The organism is Arthrobacter sp. FW305-BF8, from assembly GCF_021789315.1.
Lineage (GTDB): Bacteria > Actinomycetota > Actinomycetes > Actinomycetales > Micrococcaceae > Arthrobacter.
In genome coordinates this window covers 22,493-38,358 of record NZ_CP084562.1, presented here as the reverse complement: position 1 = coordinate 38,358, position 15,866 = coordinate 22,493, and the positions used below count along the sequence as shown (strand labels likewise).

At 65.3% G+C, this 15,866-nt stretch carries 18 protein-coding genes; 9 read left to right on the top strand and 9 right to left on the bottom strand.

Going from position 1 to position 15,866, the window contains the following annotated elements:
- The first annotated feature begins 1 nt into the window (after window position 1).
- The 3 genes from LFT45_RS22475 (at window position 2) to LFT45_RS22465 (ending at window position 3,071) form a co-directional block, all read left to right on the top strand.
- Window positions 2–1,312: an SAVED domain-containing protein gene (locus LFT45_RS22475; protein WP_236809592.1), complete on the top strand. Its 1,311-nt coding sequence runs from the start codon at window positions 2–4 to the stop codon at window positions 1,310–1,312.
- Between the two features lie 278 nt (window positions 1,313–1,590).
- A complete protein-coding gene (locus LFT45_RS22470; protein WP_236809589.1) occupies window positions 1,591–2,052 on the top strand; it encodes a MerR family transcriptional regulator in 462 nt (153 codons plus the stop codon).
- A gap of 2 nt (window positions 2,053–2,054) precedes the next feature.
- The gene (locus tag LFT45_RS22465; RefSeq protein ID WP_236809588.1) at window positions 2,055–3,071 is read left to right on the top strand and encodes an arsenic resistance protein; all 1,017 of its coding nucleotides are present in this window, start codon (window positions 2,055–2,057) and stop codon (window positions 3,069–3,071) included.
- 107 nt (window positions 3,072–3,178) lie between these two features.
- On the opposite strand, the gene LFT45_RS22460 is transcribed toward LFT45_RS22465, so the two are convergent.
- From LFT45_RS22460 to LFT45_RS22430, 7 genes are all read right to left on the bottom strand, one after another.
- Window positions 3,179–4,387, bottom strand: coding sequence for an MFS transporter (locus LFT45_RS22460; RefSeq protein WP_236809586.1), 1,209 nt, complete (start codon window positions 4,385–4,387; stop codon window positions 3,179–3,181).
- A 2-nt stretch (window positions 4,388–4,389) separates the two neighbouring features.
- A complete protein-coding gene (locus LFT45_RS22455; RefSeq protein WP_236809584.1) occupies window positions 4,390–4,806 on the bottom strand; it encodes an arsenate-mycothiol transferase ArsC in 417 nt (138 codons plus the stop codon).
- A complete protein-coding gene (locus LFT45_RS22450; protein WP_236809582.1) occupies window positions 4,803–5,462 on the bottom strand; it encodes an arsenate reductase ArsC in 660 nt (219 codons plus the stop codon). The genes LFT45_RS22455 and LFT45_RS22450 overlap by 4 nt, the downstream gene beginning before the upstream one ends.
- Window positions 5,463–5,494: 32 nt before the next feature.
- Window positions 5,495–6,883 carry an FAD-dependent oxidoreductase gene (locus LFT45_RS22445; protein ID WP_236809580.1) on the bottom strand — a complete coding sequence of 463 codons (1,389 nt, stop codon included), beginning with the start codon at window positions 6,881–6,883 and terminating at the stop codon, window positions 5,495–5,497.
- Between the two features lie 176 nt (window positions 6,884–7,059).
- The gene (gene trxB, locus LFT45_RS22440; protein ID WP_236809579.1) at window positions 7,060–8,037 is read right to left on the bottom strand and encodes a thioredoxin-disulfide reductase; all 978 of its coding nucleotides are present in this window, start codon (window positions 8,035–8,037) and stop codon (window positions 7,060–7,062) included.
- A gap of 25 nt (window positions 8,038–8,062) precedes the next feature.
- The gene (locus LFT45_RS22435) at window positions 8,063–8,485 is read right to left on the bottom strand and encodes an arsenate reductase ArsC (RefSeq protein WP_236809578.1); all 423 of its coding nucleotides are present in this window, start codon (window positions 8,483–8,485) and stop codon (window positions 8,063–8,065) included.
- 200 nt (window positions 8,486–8,685) lie between these two features.
- Entirely contained in the window at window positions 8,686–9,360 is a 675-nt protein-coding gene (locus LFT45_RS22430; RefSeq protein WP_236809576.1) for an arsenate reductase/protein-tyrosine-phosphatase family protein, read from the bottom strand.
- 46 nt (window positions 9,361–9,406) lie between these two features.
- Here LFT45_RS22430 and LFT45_RS22425 point away from each other — a divergent pair, with 46 nt between their 5' ends.
- From LFT45_RS22425 to LFT45_RS22400, 6 genes are all read left to right on the top strand, one after another.
- A complete protein-coding gene (locus LFT45_RS22425) occupies window positions 9,407–10,147 on the top strand; it encodes an aquaporin (RefSeq protein WP_236809573.1) in 741 nt (246 codons plus the stop codon).
- Between the two features lie 74 nt (window positions 10,148–10,221).
- Window positions 10,222–10,572, top strand: a complete 351-nt coding sequence (locus LFT45_RS22420) for an ArsR/SmtB family transcription factor (protein WP_236809571.1) — start codon at window positions 10,222–10,224, stop codon at window positions 10,570–10,572.
- A 23-nt stretch (window positions 10,573–10,595) separates the two neighbouring features.
- A complete protein-coding gene (locus tag LFT45_RS22415; protein ID WP_442863638.1) occupies window positions 10,596–11,081 on the top strand; it encodes a GNAT family N-acetyltransferase in 486 nt (161 codons plus the stop codon).
- Between the two features lie 52 nt (window positions 11,082–11,133).
- Window positions 11,134–11,712: a DinB family protein gene (locus LFT45_RS22410; protein ID WP_236809566.1), complete on the top strand. Its 579-nt coding sequence runs from the start codon at window positions 11,134–11,136 to the stop codon at window positions 11,710–11,712.
- A 10-nt stretch (window positions 11,713–11,722) separates the two neighbouring features.
- On the top strand, window positions 11,723–12,034 hold the full coding sequence (locus tag LFT45_RS22405) for a thioredoxin family protein (RefSeq protein WP_236809564.1): 312 nt from the start codon (window positions 11,723–11,725) through the stop codon (window positions 12,032–12,034).
- Window positions 12,035–12,642: 608 nt separating this feature from the next.
- Window positions 12,643–13,893: an Nramp family divalent metal transporter gene (locus LFT45_RS22400; protein ID WP_236809563.1), complete on the top strand. Its 1,251-nt coding sequence runs from the start codon at window positions 12,643–12,645 to the stop codon at window positions 13,891–13,893.
- A gap of 22 nt (window positions 13,894–13,915) precedes the next feature.
- Here LFT45_RS22400 and LFT45_RS22395 read toward each other — a convergent pair whose 3' ends face one another.
- Window positions 13,916–14,599: a metal-dependent transcriptional regulator gene (locus LFT45_RS22395; RefSeq protein ID WP_236809561.1), complete on the bottom strand. Its 684-nt coding sequence runs from the start codon at window positions 14,597–14,599 to the stop codon at window positions 13,916–13,918.
- Between the two features lie 909 nt (window positions 14,600–15,508).
- Window positions 15,509–15,811 (bottom strand): hypothetical protein, encoded by a 303-nt coding sequence (locus tag LFT45_RS22390; RefSeq protein WP_236809560.1) that lies wholly within the window; start codon window positions 15,809–15,811, stop codon window positions 15,509–15,511.
- Window positions 15,812–15,866: the final 55 nt, after the last annotated feature.

Sequence of the window (15,866 nt, the reverse complement as noted above, 5' to 3'; positions counted from 1 at the left end):
CTTGGCCGACCTCATCGCCACTCATGACCCGGCAGACCCCATCTTCATTTCCTACAGGCAATCAGATGGAACCGAAATCTGCGCAGAACTGGCCTGGCTATTGCGGGCAGGGGGAATACCCGTTTGGCGGGATAAAGACGACCTCCCTCCTGGCGACACGGAAGAACGCCTACGGCAAGCAATCGCAGACGGCATCTCCGGGGGTGTGCTGGTCACAACACCTGAGGTAGCAAAGAGCAAGGTCGTCAAAAGCATCGAAGCACCCCTGCTATTCCGATCACATAAAGCACATCCGAGCTTCGCTTTGGGCATTGCCAATGCGGTGGAAAAAGAACCCGGAAAGCTCGACTACTCGGCACCCGAGCGATTGCTCGGCATGGGCGAAAAGACCCTGAGCGGTGTCGACCAGCACCCCACACACCGCGACGGGTTACGGACTGTGGTTCAAAAGATGCTGTGGCACCGCCTGGCCAACCACCGGGAAACCGTTGCCTTGAACGACGGAACTTTCAGGCTGTCACTCCAGACCCGCAATGCGGCCCAGGTGTATGACCGCACAGGAAGCCAGTTGGATATCCGCGTCCGGCCATCTGATCATGAGCGTCTTCCCAGCCGCGAAGGTCTAATTGACCTGAAAGACACCATCACATTCCTCCCGGACGGCGTCACCCGAACCGGCGCCCGCCGTGTACAAGTCCAGGGTGGCGCCCACTTATCGGTTGCCTTCGCCGTAGGCGCAGCCCTGCCTTCGTCCCGCATCGGTCACATGGAAGTCTTCGATCAGCAGGGGAATGTTTGGGCCAGTGATAGTGAAGCCCAATTCAGCACCACCCCGCTTGTGAATATCAGCGATTCAGCCACGGATGCATCGGCAAGCAAACCCGGACGGCCAGCCGTTGCAGCGTATATCGATCTCAAAAACGACAGAAGCAACACGGCGTTCGAGAAATTCATTGAAGACCACGACGGAACCCTAAAGTCGTGGATCCATCTCGCGAGTATCACCGGTGAACTTCTAGATCCGGCGACTGCCGGCCGTATTGCAGCAGAAGTCGCCGCTCACGTTAGGGAGCTCTCGAACAAGAACGGAAACGCCGAGGTCCACCTCCTTCTGCGCTGCCCGTTCCCCCTTGCGGTCCTGATCGGACGCCTGACGAACACTCTCCGATGTGTGCTCTACGAATGGGATGATTCCGAGCCTACGACCGGCGATGATTATCGGCCAAGTTACCGGGCTACCCTCCGGGTGCGGGCCGGCGCCCGTGATGGGGTCGTCGAGGACGTGCTCCTGGTCGCTGCAGACGCTGTCTAACCGGACCTTCAGCGCCCGGCGGTGGCGCGGTCGCAGGTGTCAATCTTCCAATGGAAAGGAAAGGCATCTGATAAACTGAATATGGCGGAGTTTGTTCATACATACTAACAACCTGACATAATCACAATTATCGGCGTTTAAACCACGGGAGTGGAAGTAGCTGGAGAACTTCCGTGCCCGCATCTGATACCGGTAGAGTCCTTGACGCCGAATGGTCCCAGCGAAAGACCCATGCTGATTGGACCTTCGAGTGCACTCGAAGGTCTACGCTGGACAGCGTGCGAATTTCAGAGCTGGCAGCAGCGTCGGGGGTCCCTGCGACGACGCTGCGCTATTACGAATCGGTAGGGCTGGTCACAGCGAAGCGGGGCACTAACGGGTACCGCGACTACGACGACGATGCCCTCGGCCAGCTGTCGTTCATCGAGGCCGCCAAACAGCTGGACATGTCTCTGCCTGAAATTGTCGAGCTTCTGACCCTCATCGGGGGTGAGAGTTGCACGCAGGTGCGCGAGGTTCTTCATCCCAAGCTGCGGCAGCGGCTGCTCGAGGTCGACAAACGCCTGGCGAACCTGCATCTGCTGCGTGACCGGCTCGATGCGGCAGTAACAAGGGTTGGCGTGTGTCCGGACAGCGGACGATCCTGCCGCTCCGAATGCGCACTCCTCGGCACCCGGCAGGACACCTGCATCACCGCGGAAACTATCCCGCAGCCAACAGAAAACGAAGGAACACGGTGACCATGCACCGCATTATCGGATGGTGGGACGATCACCAGGTCCTGATGTACGTGGCCGCGATCCTGGCCGGAGCAGCGGTCGGTTTGGCTGCACCGCAGCTCGCGCCAGCCCTGGAGCATTCCATCGAACCGGTGCTGATCCTGCTGCTGTTCGCCACGTTCCTCGCCGTCCCCCTTATCGAGGTCGGCAATGCATTCCGCGACATCCGCTTCCTGGGCACGGTGCTCGTCGCGAACTTCATCATCATCCCCGCCGTCGTGTTCGGGCTTTCCCGCTTCGTCGCGGACGACCGCGGGCTGATGGTCGGCGTCCTGCTGGTACTGCTGACTCCCTGCATCGACTACGTCATCGTGTTCAGCGGGATCGCGGGCGGCGCCAGCGCCCGCCTGCTCGCCGCGACCCCGCTGCTGATGTTGGTGCAGATCCTCCTGCTCCCGGTTTACCTGTTCCTCTTCGCCGGCAGTGACGTCCTCAACGTGATCAACGCCGGCCCGTTCCTCGAGGCCTTCCTCCTGCTGATCGTGCTGCCCCTGGCCTCGGCCGCCGTCGTGCAGGGCATCGCCCGCCGGCACCGCGCAGGTCAAGCGATAGAAAAGACCATGGCCGGTGCCATGGTGCCCCTGATGATGGTCACCCTCGCGGTCGTCATCGGATCCCAGGTCGCCGCAGTAGGCTCCCAGGTCCTCAATCTCACCCGCGTTATCCCCCTCTATGTGGCCTTCGTCGTCATCGCCGTCATCATCGGAAGAGTCGCAGGACGGACCGCCCGCCTCGACGTCCCGGGGACCCGGGCCGCCATGTTCTCGGCGACCACCCGCAACTCCCTTGTCGTCCTCCCGCTGGCCCTGGCCCTGCCGCCGGCACTGAGCATCGCCCCGCTGGCCGTCGTCACCCAGACACTCGTCGAACTGGTCGCCATGGTCATCCTGGTACGCATCGTTCCGTTCATCGTCCCCGAGCCTGAGTCACACCATCTGACCAGCGCAAGTTCGCCCCAAGGGGCGGGCACGAGCAGTTGAAAAATTGAACATACCCCTCCCGTCTTTGGCCCGGGCGCATGTTTTATAACCCATCCCTCGCGAATCTGTAGGGTTCCGGGAAGCCCTCACGCCTTTTGTGTTCCCGTTCAGCCAGTAGCGTTTCGTCCACGGTGTACGGCGAATGCGGTGAGCGCTGCAAGGCCGGTGGCTGCCGCCATGGCGTAGGCCATGGCCGTATAGCTGCCAAGCCAGGCGGCTATGACCGGGCCGATGGCCGGGGCGAGGGCTGTGACGACGGTCAGGGGCGCGGCGAAGATGCCTTGCAGGGTGCCGATGCTGCTGGTTCCCCACCGGTCGGCGACGATGGTGGCCTGCAGCAGGGTCTGGCAGCCACGGACGGCTCCGGCAAGCATGCCGGTGCCGATGAGCAGGGGCACAGGGCCGGGCAGGAGTGCGAGCAGAAGGCTGGCGCCGGTGGCGGTTCCGGTGATGACCAGGATGCGCGCATGAGCGGGGATTGCGGCGAAGAGCAGCCGCCCGGCCACCTGGCCTGCTCCGACGAGTCCGAGGCCGAGTGCGGCCAGAGCGTAATCGGCTCCTTTTTCCATCAGCAGGGGGATGATGTTCAGCGTCACGGTGTAGAGGCCGAGGCAGAGCAGGACCATGAGTGCCTGCAGGCCGAGGAATTCGGCGCTGCGCCGGATGGAGCGCACACCTGCCCGGTCCTCGGCGGCGTGCGTTCCGGGCAATGTGTGCGTCCAGGTCCGGTTCAGATAGCGGGCGTGCAGCGGTATCGTCACCGAGGCCAGGACGGCGGCGAGGACAAGGAAGGCGCCCCGCCAGCCCAACGCGGCGCACAGGGCCGCCGTGAGCGGGGCGAAAATCGTGGACGCAAAACCGGCCACGAGGGTCAGGACCGTCAACGGCCGCACCCGGGAGGGGCCATACCAGCGGCTGATCACGGTGAACGCCGGCTGGTACAGCACCGCGGCCTGCGCGGTTCCGGCCAGCAGCCATGCGGCCGCGAACACGGACAGGTTCGGCGCGGCACTGACCGTGGCCAGGCCGAGGACACCAATGAAGGATCCACCGATCATCAGGTTGCGGGGGCCCGTCCTGTCCAGGAGCCGGCCAACGGCGATCCCGGCGACCGCGGATACGACCAGGCCGGCGGAAAAGGCCCCCGTGACCAGGGCCGGGTCCCAGCCGGTGTCCTCGCTGATCGGCCGGACGGCGGTGAGCAGCGCGTAGTAGAGCACGCCCCATGCGGTGGTCTGGGTGATGCACAGCGCGGCGAGGCCGCCGCGTGGTGCACCCTCCGCGACCAGTATCCGGGATACCGCAGGGGCGCGCATGGTTACTTCCCGCTGAGCTCCGCGTGCAGCTTCTGGACGCGGGCCTTGATGTCGTCCCGGACCAGGCGCATGCGTTCCATGCCTTCGATGCCGCGCTCGGAAGGTTCGTCCGTTTCCCAGACCTCGAAACGGACACCTTCGCGCGGTTCAAGCTTCGCTTCGGTGCCCAGGACGACGACGGCATCCACCGTGTTCAGGACCTCGTCGGTCACCGGTTTCGGGTATTCGCCGGTGACGTCGATGCCCAGTTCGGTCAGGGACTCCACGGCCTGCGGGTTCAGGTCCTTGGCCGGCTTGGTGCCGGCGGAATAGACGGTGACGGCGTCTCCTGCGAGGTCGCGCATGAGGCCTGCGGCGAGCTGGGATTTGCCGCCGTTCTTGCTGCACACGAACAGGACAGCAGGGTGTTTCTGGGTCATGAGGGCGTTGTTTCCTTTGTGAGTGAGTTGACCAGGGTTTTGACCCGATCGTGGATCTGGTCGCGGATCTCCCGGACCGTGGCGAGGGGCTGGTCGGCCGGGTCCGGCAGGTCCCAGTCCTCGTAGCGTTTGCCGGGGTAGATCGGGCAGGAGTCGCCGCAGCCCATGGTGATGACGACGTCGGAGGCGCGCACGACGTCATCAGTGAGCGGTTTGGGGTACTTCTGTGACAGGTCCAGGCCCATCTCGGTCATGACTGCCACGACGGCGGGATCGAGTTCGGCGGCGGGCAGGGAGCCTGCTGAACGGACGTGGATCCTGCCCTTGGCTTCGACGGTGAGCAGGGCGGCGGCCATCTGGGAACGGCCCGCGTTCTGCACGCAGACGAACAGGACTTCGGGCACCTCGGAGGCGATTGCTCCCTTGGACTTGGCCAAGGCGGCCAGCCTGTCGCTGGCGAAGTGCTCGGTGGTGGCGGGCAGGTAGGTGGTGATTTTCGCCGTCCGGGCCAGGGCCGTGTACGACTCAAAGACGTAGCGTTCGACGGTTTCGGCGGCGAAGATCCCGGCGAACCTTTCGCCGAGGCGGGCGCTGATCCGGTGCAGGACCTCGGTGTTGTCCTGCAGGCCCAGGCTGGTTTCACGGTTCTCGGTCATGGCAGCACTCCAATTGTTGGGTTTACTGTCGGTCAGTTGCTGCCGGAGCGGCCGTGCGTCAGCCCGGTGGGGAAGCCGACCAGCACCGGTTCGGGCGCGGCGCAGCACCCGGACTCAGCCGAGCCGGAGGCGGCGGCCTCTCCAGCGGCCGGGGCGGGAACGTCGCAGCTGGTCCCGGCGTCGGTGGAGCAGACGCCGGTTTCGGGGAGTTCCAGGTGCACGGTGTCCGCGGCTTCGCGGTCTCCGGCGAGGGCTGCCGCGACCGAGCGGACCTGCTCGTAGCCGGTGGCCAGCAGGAAGGTCGGTGCCCGGCCATAGGACTTCATCCCAACAATGTAGAAGTCTGTCTCCGGGTGGGCGAGGAGTTTCGCGCCGTGCGGCGGGACGGTGCCGCAGGAGTGCAATTCGGGGTCGATCAGGGGACCGAGTTGCACCGGCGCTTCGACGGCGGGGTCCAGATTGAGCCGCAGTTCGCGGAGGATGTCCAGGTCCGGGCGGAACCCGGTGCAGGGCACGATCACATCGGCCTCCAGCGTGCGGCCGTCGACCGCTTCGACGGTCACGCCGGAGTCCAGTGCTTTCAGGGCGGCGATGCCGAAGCCGGTGTGCAGTTCGATTTTGCCGGCCTCGACGAGGCGCCGGAGCCGGCCCCCGAGCTGGCCGCGGGCGGGCAGCCCGTCGGCGTCCCCGCCGCCATAAACCTTGGCTGCGGAGTCGCCGCGGAGGGCCCAAAGGATGCGGGTGTCCGGGGCGTCTTTGGCGAGGTCGGCGAGGTTGATCAGGGTGTTGGCCGCGGAGTGTCCGGCGCCGACCACGAGCACGCGGCGGCCGGCGAAGCTGGCGCGGTCCCTGCCGGTGACGTCGGGCAGCGGTGAAGAGATTCGGGCCACTGCGGCGTCTTCGCCGATGGCAGGCAGGCCGGAGGTGCCCAGCGGGTTCCGGGTGGACCAGGTGCCGGAGGCGTCGATGACCGCTGCGACGGTGTGGTCGCGGGTTTCGCCGTCCGTGTGTTCGACGCGGACCACGAAGGGGGTGGCGCGGCCCTTGATGTGGGTCTTGTCCAGGCCTGCACGGGTGACGGCGATGACGCGGGCGCCGGTCTGCAGCCGTGAACTGATGGCCGGGAGCTCGGCCAGCGGTGTGAGGTAGTTGTCGATGAGTTCGCCGCCGTAGGGCAGGGCGGTGGGGCGTGGTGGTTCCCAATCCGAGGCTTCGAGGAGGCGGACGGCGGCGGCGTCGATGTTGAACCGCCAGGGTGAGAACAGCCGGATGTGGCGCCACTGCTCGATGGCGGCGCCCGCCGAGGTCCCGGCTTCGAGGATCAGCGGTTCGAGGCCGCGTTCGAGCAGGTGGGCTGCGGCGGCCAGGCCCACGGGGCCGGCGCCGATCACGGCGACGGGAAGGTTCTTCGCTGACTCCATGGTGTCCTCTTTCATCCGTAGTTGTGGTGCGGTTGTGGTTGGTGGGCCCTGCCGGCCGGTGTGGGGCCGGCAGGTGCCCGGGGCGGGGTCAGCAGCAGTCCTGATCGTCGTCGCAGCAACCGGAGTCGCCGCAGCATCCGTTCGTCATTCAGCTCACCCCCTCCCCTGTTCCGGGTCTAGGCGTGGATAGGTTCTTCCACCAGCGCGGTGGCGATGCTGTCCGCGTCCTCCAACGCGGCCAGGTAGCGTTCGGCGTCCAGGGCCGCGGCGCAGCCCGTGCCGGCGGCGGTGATGGCCTGGCGGTAGCGGTGGTCCACGGCGTCCCCGCAGGCGAACACGCCGGAGAGGTTGGTGACCGTGGTGGGCGCGTCGACCTTGATGTAGCCCTCGGCGTCGAGCTCCACCTGCCCGGCCACGAGCTCCGTGCGCGGAACGTGGCCGATGGCCACGAAGATCCCGGTGGCCGCCTGCTGGCGGGTCTCCCCGGTGCGGGTGTCGGTGAGCGTGACGCCGGTGACCTTGCCGTCGCCGTGGATCGCGGTGATGGCGGAGTCCCAGGCGAAGCTGATCTTCGGGTTGTCCTTGGCCCGCTGGGCCATGATGCGGGAGGCGCGCAGCTCACCCTTACGGACGACGACGGTCACGGACTTCGCGAACCTGGTCAAGAAGGTGGCTTCCTCCATCGCGGAGTCTCCGCCGCCGACGACAATGATGTCCTGCTCCCGGAAGAAGAACCCGTCGCAGGTGGCGCACCAGGAGACGCCGTGACCGCTGAACTTCTTCTCCTCGGGCAGGCCGAGTTCCTTGTAGGCCGAGCCGGTGGCCAGGATGACCGCGGGGGCCTGGTGGGTCTCGCCGGCTCCGGTGACCACGGTCTTCAGGTGACCGGCAAGATGAACTTCGGTGACGTCGTCGAACACCACCTTGGCGCCGAATTTCTCGGCCTGTTCCTGCAGGCCGTCCATGAGCTCCGGGCCCTGGATGCCGCCCGGGAAGCCGGGGAAGTTCTCCACCTCGGTGGTGTTCATCAGCGCGCCGCCGGCCGTGACCGAGCCGGCGAGGACCAGCGGTTCCAGGCCGGCGCGGGCGGCGTAGATCGCGGCCGTGTAGCCTGCCGGGCCGGACCCGATGATGATCAGCTGTTCGTTGCTCATGCCGTGCTCCTCCAGGGGCTTCGGGCTACTTGGCGGCCGGGATCAGGGAGTCGATCAGGCCCTCAATGCGGGTCTTGATCTCATCGCGGATGGGACGGACGGACTCGACGCCCTTGCCGGCCGGGTCTTCCAGGACCCAGTCCTCGTAGCGCTTACCGGGGAAGTACGGGCACTCGTCGCCGCAGCCCATGGTGATCACGACGTCGGACTCCTTGACGGCCTCGGTGGTGAGGACCTTGGGGACCTCGGCGGACATGTCGATCCCGACCTCGGCCATGGCCTCAACGGCGGCCGGGTTGATCTTCTCAGCCGGCTGGGACCCTGCGGACCGGACCTCGATCTGGCCCTTGCCGAGGGTAGTGAGGAACGCGGCCGCCATCTGGGACCGGCCGGCGTTATGGACGCAGACGAACAGGACGGAGGACTTCTTGCCAGTTTCGGTACTCACGGGTTTTCTCCTGGAATCAGTTGGGTGATGGGTGAAACGGTCTTGGTGCGGTTGTCACGTCCGGCTCGTCCTGCATCGCCCACTGAATATTGATGTTGATCGATGTATGGAGTATCGGACGATAGATTGATGCTTGTCAATATTTACGCGAGGTCCGTTTTATCGCGGCCCGCAGGAGCGCTGGATAAGTTTGCTTGGTGTTAGGCGGCGTGCATCCTGGGCGCGAGGCCGTTGATGCGGTGGGAGATGTCGGTGAAGGCGTTCTCGAAGGCTTCCTCGGTGTTGATCCGCAGCGGATCCGGCACGGACCAGTGGACGCCGGCCAGGCCGGTCAGTTCCTCGTGCGCGTTGTCGCACACGGTCACGACGAAGTCCCCGTCCCCGGCGACCTGGTCCAGCCTCCGCGGTGACCGGTTCGCGAGCTGCAGTCCATGCCGGCGGGCAACGTCGATGGCCCCCGGCGCGATGCGCTCGGCCGGGTGCGTTCCTGCAGAGGCTGATGGGATGTCGCTGACCTGCTGCCAGAGCGCGGCGGCCAGCTGGGACCGGGCGCTGTTGCGGGTGCAGACAAACAGGACACGCCCGGCGCCATGCTCCACCCCGGGCGCGAGGCCATCGAGGGCGCCGGCGGCGAGGCGGATGTAGCTGCGGCGCCTGTCGGCTTCGGAGCGGTGGCGGGTGGCCAGGCCGGCACCCTCCAGGGTGCGCAGATGGTGGGACAGCAGGTTCGAGGGCATGCCCAGTTCGGCTTGCAGTTCCGTCGGGGAGAAGTCCCCCAGCGTCAGCAGATCGACGATGCGCAGCCGCGCAGGATCGGCTAGGGCCGCGTGCTTGGCAACCCGCGCCCGGAAAGCATCCACTGGATTAGTTTTCATTGACTCAATTTTGACTGAGTTAATTTCTTGGGTCAAGCTTGGTGCCATGACTTCCAACCAACCGCCGCTGTGGCGCCGCGCCGTCGCCGAACTTCTTGGCACCAGCCTGCTCGTGATGATCGTCGTGGGTTCGGGGATCGCCGCGCAGCAGCTCTCCCCGAACGACGTCGGCCTGCAGCTGCTGCAGAACAGCACCGCCACCGTGCTGGGTCTGACTGTGCTGATCCTCATCTTCGGCCCGGTCAGCGGGGCGCACTTCAACCCGGTAGTGTCGCTCGTCGACTGGATCTTGGGCCGGCGCAGCGGCACGGGGTTGGCCCTGCCGGAGCTGGGCGCCTATGTGGTCGCCCAGACGGTGGGCGCCATCGGCGGCAGTGTCGTGGCCAACGCCATGTTCGAGGTGGGGACCTCCATCTCCGCCAAGGACCGCGCCACCGGCGGGCATCTGCTCGGTGAAGTTGTGGCGACCGCCGGGCTCATCCTGCTGATCTTCACCCTGGCCGCCACCAAACGGGGCGTCCTCGCCGCGCCGGCGGTGGGCGCCTACATCGGGGCCGCGTACTGGTTCACGTCCTCTACGTCCTTCGCCAACCCCGCCGTGACAGTCGGCCGCATCTTCAGCGACACCTTCGCCGGCATCGCGCCGGGCTCCGTGCCCGGGTTCGTCGTCGCCCAGCTCATCGGGGCGGCAGCAGGCCTGGGGCTCCTCATCCTCCTGTTCCCCTCGGCAGGCCGCGCCGCTGACGACGTTGTGCTCCCCCACGAAGCCGGGAAGGCCGGCTCCTAGACTGTCGACGCAGCGACTCGACCCGACACAGCTCCGTACATTGATGAATGTCGATATTGGCGCATAATGGGTACATGAAGTTGCTGCCCGTTCTTGAGCCCGTCACGGATGAAGCCTGCTGCGCGCCAGCGGGCGCGCCCACCCTCGGCGCCGAGGAAGCGAAGCAACAGGCCCTGGTCTTCAAGGCACTGGCCGACCCGAACCGGCTCAGGCTGCTCTCCATCATCAAGGCCGCCTCCTCCGGCGCGACCTGCGTGTGTGACCTGACCGACCCGCTGGACCTGAGCCAGCCCACGGTGTCCCACCACCTGAAGGTCCTCGTCGAAGCCGGTCTGCTGCACCGCGAAAAGCGCGGCACCTGGGCTTACTTCTCCCTGGCCCCGGGCGCCCTGGACGACGTCGCTAGCCTCCTCGCCAACCTATGACGCCCTTAGTCACGCTCCGGAGCATGGCCCGCTCGGACTGGCCAGCCGTCCGGCGGATCTATCAGGAGGGCATCGACACCGGTCATGCGACCTTCGAGGCAGAAGCGCCAGGCTGGGAAGCATTCAACGACTCGAGACTGCCTCGCCACCGGCTCGTGGCCGAGGATGGGGAAGGCAGGATCCTGGGCTGGGCCGCAGTCTCTCCCGTCTCCGCCCGTCCTGTCTACTCCGGCGTGGTGGAACACTCCGTCTATGTCGCGGCCCAAGCGCGAGGACTCGGCTTAGGAACAGCGCTGCTGCGGGCCCTGGCCACGTCCACAGAGAGTGACGGGATCTGGACCATCCAGGCCAGCGTCTTTCCCGAGAACGAAGCCAGCCTCAGGCTCCACCTCGCCAACGGCTACGGCGTCGTGGGACGCCGGCAGCGCATCGCCCGGATGCCCCACGGGCCCCTGACCGGTCAGTGGCGCGACACCGTCCTGATCGAACGCCGATCCCCCGTCATCTGAATAGCCGCCGGGAAATCAGCAGAATCCAGGCGTAAAGAGCGGAAGGCGCGACGTGGAACCAACAAAGGCGGAAATCCTGGCCGGCTACAGCCGTGCCAGTCACGACCTCGATGCCTGGCTGAAGAACGCCGGGGACGCGGATCTTCGCAGACGCAGCAACGGAACCCGGTGGACCAACGAGGAACTGCTCTTCCACATGGTTTTCGGCTACATGGTCGTCCGCGCCCTGCTTCCGCTGGTCCATCTCATCAGCAGGCTCCCCGAACCAGCCGGGAAGGCCTTCGCCGCCGTCCTGAATGCCGGGACACGGCCCTTCGATGTCGTGAACTACTGGGGCTCCCGCGCTGCTGCCCTCGTCTACAACAAGCGGCGAATGCGCCGCAAACTCGACAAAACCATGAGTGCAATTTCCCGCAGCCTCGAACGCGAGAGTTCCAGGTCCCTGGCAAGATCGATGCCATTCCCGGATCGGTGGGACCCGTTCTTCACCCCGGCAATGACACTCGGCGACGTCTACGCTTACCCGACACTCCACTTCGACTTCCACGCCCGGCAACTGTCCCTCAGCCATCCCCCGATGAGCCATCAAGAGCCACACTCTGACAAGCCACCGGGACACCCGGTTACATGACGAGGAGCACATGAAGATCGAATTGCTGCACATCACTGGCTGCCCCAACACGGCAAGAGCACTCGCCCAGATAGAAACTGCCCTGACCGCCCTGGGGCGCCAGGACCTCACCGTCCACTTGCGGCGCATCAAATCTCCCGCAGACACGGCAGGAACGGCCTTTTCCGGATCGCCCACGATCACCGTCGATGGAACCGACATCTTCCCCGGTGCGGCCCCAACCACTGAACTGGCATGCCGGATCTACCCCACACCAAGCGGCATGGCCGGCGTTCCGACCGTCGATCAGGTACTGGAAGCGCTGAGAAACCGTGGACTCTGACAGCGCGAACCGGTGCTCCTGTTGCGGACGGCAAATGCAGCGCCACAAACTTCACGCGCTCGGCAATGAACCCGCCTATATTTGCCGGCGATGCGCGTTGTGGATCGCCTTGCGCCCCGGACATGACTCCACGCCAGGCACCTGAATCCCCTATTTCCTAGCCTGGAGGGACTTTCAACTCGGTGTCTTGAAGCCACCCGTCTCAAAACAACTACGGGTGTGAGACATCAGGTGGTGCGTGCACAGGTGCATCTTCCGTCGGCATAGACAGTCTTTAATGTGAATTTCCGAACTCGGCTTCACCAGATGTCCAAAGCTGTTTGCATTGGCCCTGGCCAACCCGGTTTCCTCTCCACGGCTGCCGCAGTCCATGTTCACTCAAGCTGCTACAGCCTCCACTAACTGGGCGGCCTGTGGCTGCAGTTGGGAATGGAGCCACTTTGCAGCAGTGGCGGTGGGGACAGCGTGGTGCGTTCCGAGGCCGTCGACGCATCATGGCCTCTGGAACAGCCAGCCAAGGGCTATTGCTCGCCGAAATGCTACTTTTCGGTATACCTAAATTGGCGGTATCCTCGATCTATGGCTTTCCCCGATGATGAGGACCGATAATGGCTGCACAGACTCTTCAGGTACGCCCGGCTGCCGGGCGGGTCTGGTCCCGGCTGCTGCTGCTTGGTCCGGCGTTTGTCGCCGCGATCGCCTATGTGGATCCGGGGAATGTCGCCGCTAATCTGACTGCCGGCGCGAGTTACGGGTACCTGCTGGTGTGGGTGCTGGTGGTGGCCAACGCGATGGCCGTGCTCGTCCAGTACCAGTCCGCGAAACTCGGTCTCGCTACGGGTTTGAGCCTTCCGGAGATTATGGGGAAGCGCCTCGGGACCCGTCGTCGGCGGCTCTACTGGGCCCAGGCTGAGATCGTTGCCGGTGCCACGGACATGGCCGAGGTGATCGGCGGCGCCGTCGCCCTGAACCTGCTGTTCGGGCTTCCGCTGCTCGCGGGCGGAATCATCATCGGCCTGGCGTCCATGCTGCTGCTGGCTCTGCAGACAGCCCGCGGCCAAAGGTCCTTTGAATACGCCATCCTGACCCTGCTGGGCGTCATTGCTGTGGGCTTCATGTCCGGCTTGTTCGTCAACCCTCCCGATACCGGCAGCGCCCTTGGCGGGCTGCTGCCCCGGTTCGAGGGGACGGACACGGTCCTGCTGGCCGCGAGCATGCTCGGCGCAACGGTGATGCCGCACGCCATCTACCTGCACTCCGCCCTGGCCCGGGACCGGCACGGCTTCTCCCAGGACCCGGCTGTGCGCACCCGGCTGATCCGGGCCACCCGGTTTGATGTCATCGGCGCGCTGTTGCTCGCAGGCGTGGTGAACATTTCGATGCTGCTGCTGGCCGCGTCCAGCCTGCAAGGCGTCGAGGGAACGGACACGATCGCCGGCGCCCACGCTGCCGTCTCTTCCGCCCTGGGCCCGGTCATCGGCGTGGTGTTCGCGATCGGGCTGCTGGCATCCGGACTGGCCTCCACCTCGGTCGGCTGCTACGCCGGCGCGACCATCATGGGCGGCCTGCTGCAGATCCGGATCCCGCTGCTCACCCGCCGGGTGATCACCCTGATCCCCGCCCTGATCATCCTGGGCGCGGGCATCGAACCGACCCTTGCCCTGGTTCTGAGTCAGGTGCTGCTCAGCTTCGGCATCCCCTTCGCACTGATCCCGCTGATCCGGCTCACCGGCAAGCGCGAGGTCATGGGGATCCACACCGATTCCAAGGCCCTGAAGATCGCCGGCTGGACCAGTGCCGCCCTGATCGTCGGATTGAACTGTGTTCTGATCACCCTGACCCTCACCGGCCAGTCCTGACCGCACGACTCTGGCCCCTGGGTCAGTGCAGCGGGGAGGGGATCACCCACACGGCGTCTGAGGCCTGCGTTCCGAGCGTAATGTCCTGGTCCTGCCCGGTGGCGCGTACGGTCGGTCCCGGCGAGAACGTCCCCCGCTCCTCAATCACCAGCTCCGTGCCGGGTGTGAGCCCGAGACCGGCGAGGTAGCGCAGAAGCCCGGCGTCTGCATCGGAGACGCGGTAGATGGTAACCCTGTTACCCGGGCCGGCAGCAGTGAGCTGCTGGGCCTCGGCTCGATGATACGCACCGTTAGGGGACGGGATCGGGTCCCCGTGTGGGTCCCGCACCGGATGCCCGAGCAGTTCATCGATTCGGGCCAGGAACGCTTCGGAGACCGCGTGTTCGAGCACTTCGGCTTCGTGATGGATCTCGTCCCAGCCATAACCGAGGACCTGGACCAGGAAGGTTTCCAGCAGCCGGTGCCGGCGGACCATCATGACCGCCAGATCACGGCCAGCAGGGGTCAGCTCGATGCTCCCGTACCGTGCGTGTGTGACAAATCCCCGGTCGGCGAGTTTCCGCACACCCTGCGAGACGGTGGATGCGCCAAGGCCCAGGCCTCCGGCGATCCGGCCAATGGTCACATCCTCCTTCGACCACTCAGCGGCCGACCAGATGAACTTCAGATAGTCCTGGGCGGAGGGGGTCAGGTCGGACACCGGCATGAGTCTGATCGTAACAACAACCGGGGCGCTACTTCCCTCGAAGTAAGAAGGAAGGGAACAGCGCCGCCTGAAGTCCTGGTTTCGCCGCACAGCGGTGGATATCGAGCATTTTGGTCCCGCGATGACGTTATGAACGACCATGAACTGGGCCAATCATGGGGCAGTTCCTTCGCGGTGTTGTCCCGGTGGAATGCGATGGCCTCCACAGGTATCAGTAGGGCGGTAGTACTGTTGAAGCCCTCGATGGCTCAGGCCGCAGGTGACATTTTGCCTGCGAGCGGACTCGCCGGTGTGAAACGGGGCTGGCAGCGTGAGTGCCTTGAGACCGGGCACGCCAGCCGTCGCCGGCCCGTCCCTTCACCCCCAAGAATGGTGACCGGGGGCAACCTGGCTTCTCCGGTTGAGACCTTTTCCCAAGGCTGGGCTAGCAAAATGAAAACACGTCCCGCGGCAACCCCTGCCAAAAGTTGCATGACGGGTCAGGTAGCCGGCACCCGGTGGCCCACCCCCAGATAGCGGCCGGGGATGTGCCACTGGGTTGCAGGCGTGCGACGAGCCGGGCAACGGCCCCAAGAAGCGCGGCTGAGGCTTTGGGCTGATCAGTGCTCGAGTTCTGAAAAATGGCACTGCCCTTTGGCTTGCCCGCTCAGATTTGGGTGGCCGCACCGGCTACGGACTCTGCCTGTCCCTGCTGACTCCGAATGTGCCGGTCGACTACTGTCTCACAACTCTTCCGTCGAATCGCTAGGGCTCCGAGACATAGGTGCGCGTCGCTGTTGCAAACCGCCGCCATTTCACGCTGCGACTCTTCGAATCAATGCCCTGCAATCACTCCTGGAAATCCTCAGGAGCCCGGGGAAGAACGCCGTAGGGCGGGACGCTCCTTGCCCCGGTGCTGAGTAATGGCCCTCACCCCCTGGACGTGTCACTTCCGGTCGCCCGGTCCGGCGCGTTGGTGACCTGCGAGATTGCCGACCCCATCGGTTTAGCGGCGGGCTTGCCCTGGGCGTCCAGTCTGGCGAGGCGTCCTGTGTTGAGTAGAGACAGTGTTCCGAAGGCCGTGGCAAGGCCGCTGCCCTCGCCGGGCAGGCTGCGGGAGATCACGCCGTACGCCCCGCCGCCGGCCAGGAGCAGGGCTCCGCCTCCCAGGATCAGTACGAATTGCCGACGGCTCAAGCGGGGTGCCGATGCCGCTGGTGACGTGGGATTCATGATGGGCTCCATTTTTGGTTTACGAGGGCACCGTTCATCCTGGGAACTGGGGCTT

What these genes read in the sequence shown, in the direction of transcription:
- LFT45_RS22465 (WP_236809588.1), top strand. Translation starts at nt 2,055, where the DNA reads ATGCACCGCATTATCGGATGGTGGGACGATCACCAGGTCCTGATGTAC.
- LFT45_RS22460 (WP_236809586.1), bottom strand. Translation starts at nt 4,387, where the DNA reads ATGCGCGCCCCTGCGGTATCCCGGATACTGGTCGCGGAGGGTGCACCA.
- LFT45_RS22455 (WP_236809584.1), bottom strand. Translation starts at nt 4,806, where the DNA reads ATGACCCAGAAACACCCTGCTGTCCTGTTCGTGTGCAGCAAGAACGGC.
- LFT45_RS22450 (WP_236809582.1), bottom strand. Translation starts at nt 5,462, where the DNA reads ATGACCGAGAACCGTGAAACCAGCCTGGGCCTGCAGGACAACACCGAG.
- LFT45_RS22445 (WP_236809580.1), bottom strand. Translation starts at nt 6,883, where the DNA reads ATGGAGTCAGCGAAGAACCTTCCCGTCGCCGTGATCGGCGCCGGCCCC.
- trxB (WP_236809579.1), bottom strand. Translation starts at nt 8,037, where the DNA reads ATGAGCAACGAACAGCTGATCATCATCGGGTCCGGCCCGGCAGGCTAC.
- LFT45_RS22430 (WP_236809576.1), bottom strand. Translation starts at nt 9,360, where the DNA reads ATGAAAACTAATCCAGTGGATGCTTTCCGGGCGCGGGTTGCCAAGCAC.
- LFT45_RS22425 (WP_236809573.1), top strand. Translation starts at nt 9,407, where the DNA reads ATGACTTCCAACCAACCGCCGCTGTGGCGCCGCGCCGTCGCCGAACTT.
- LFT45_RS22420 (WP_236809571.1), top strand. Translation starts at nt 10,222, where the DNA reads ATGAAGTTGCTGCCCGTTCTTGAGCCCGTCACGGATGAAGCCTGCTGC.
- LFT45_RS22415 (WP_442863638.1), top strand. Translation starts at nt 10,596, where the DNA reads ATGGCCCGCTCGGACTGGCCAGCCGTCCGGCGGATCTATCAGGAGGGC.
- LFT45_RS22405 (WP_236809564.1), top strand. Translation starts at nt 11,723, where the DNA reads ATGAAGATCGAATTGCTGCACATCACTGGCTGCCCCAACACGGCAAGA.
- LFT45_RS22400 (WP_236809563.1), top strand. Translation starts at nt 12,643, where the DNA reads ATGGCTGCACAGACTCTTCAGGTACGCCCGGCTGCCGGGCGGGTCTGG.
- LFT45_RS22395 (WP_236809561.1), bottom strand. Translation starts at nt 14,599, where the DNA reads ATGCCGGTGTCCGACCTGACCCCCTCCGCCCAGGACTATCTGAAGTTC.
- LFT45_RS22390 (WP_236809560.1), bottom strand. Translation starts at nt 15,811, where the DNA reads ATGAATCCCACGTCACCAGCGGCATCGGCACCCCGCTTGAGCCGTCGG.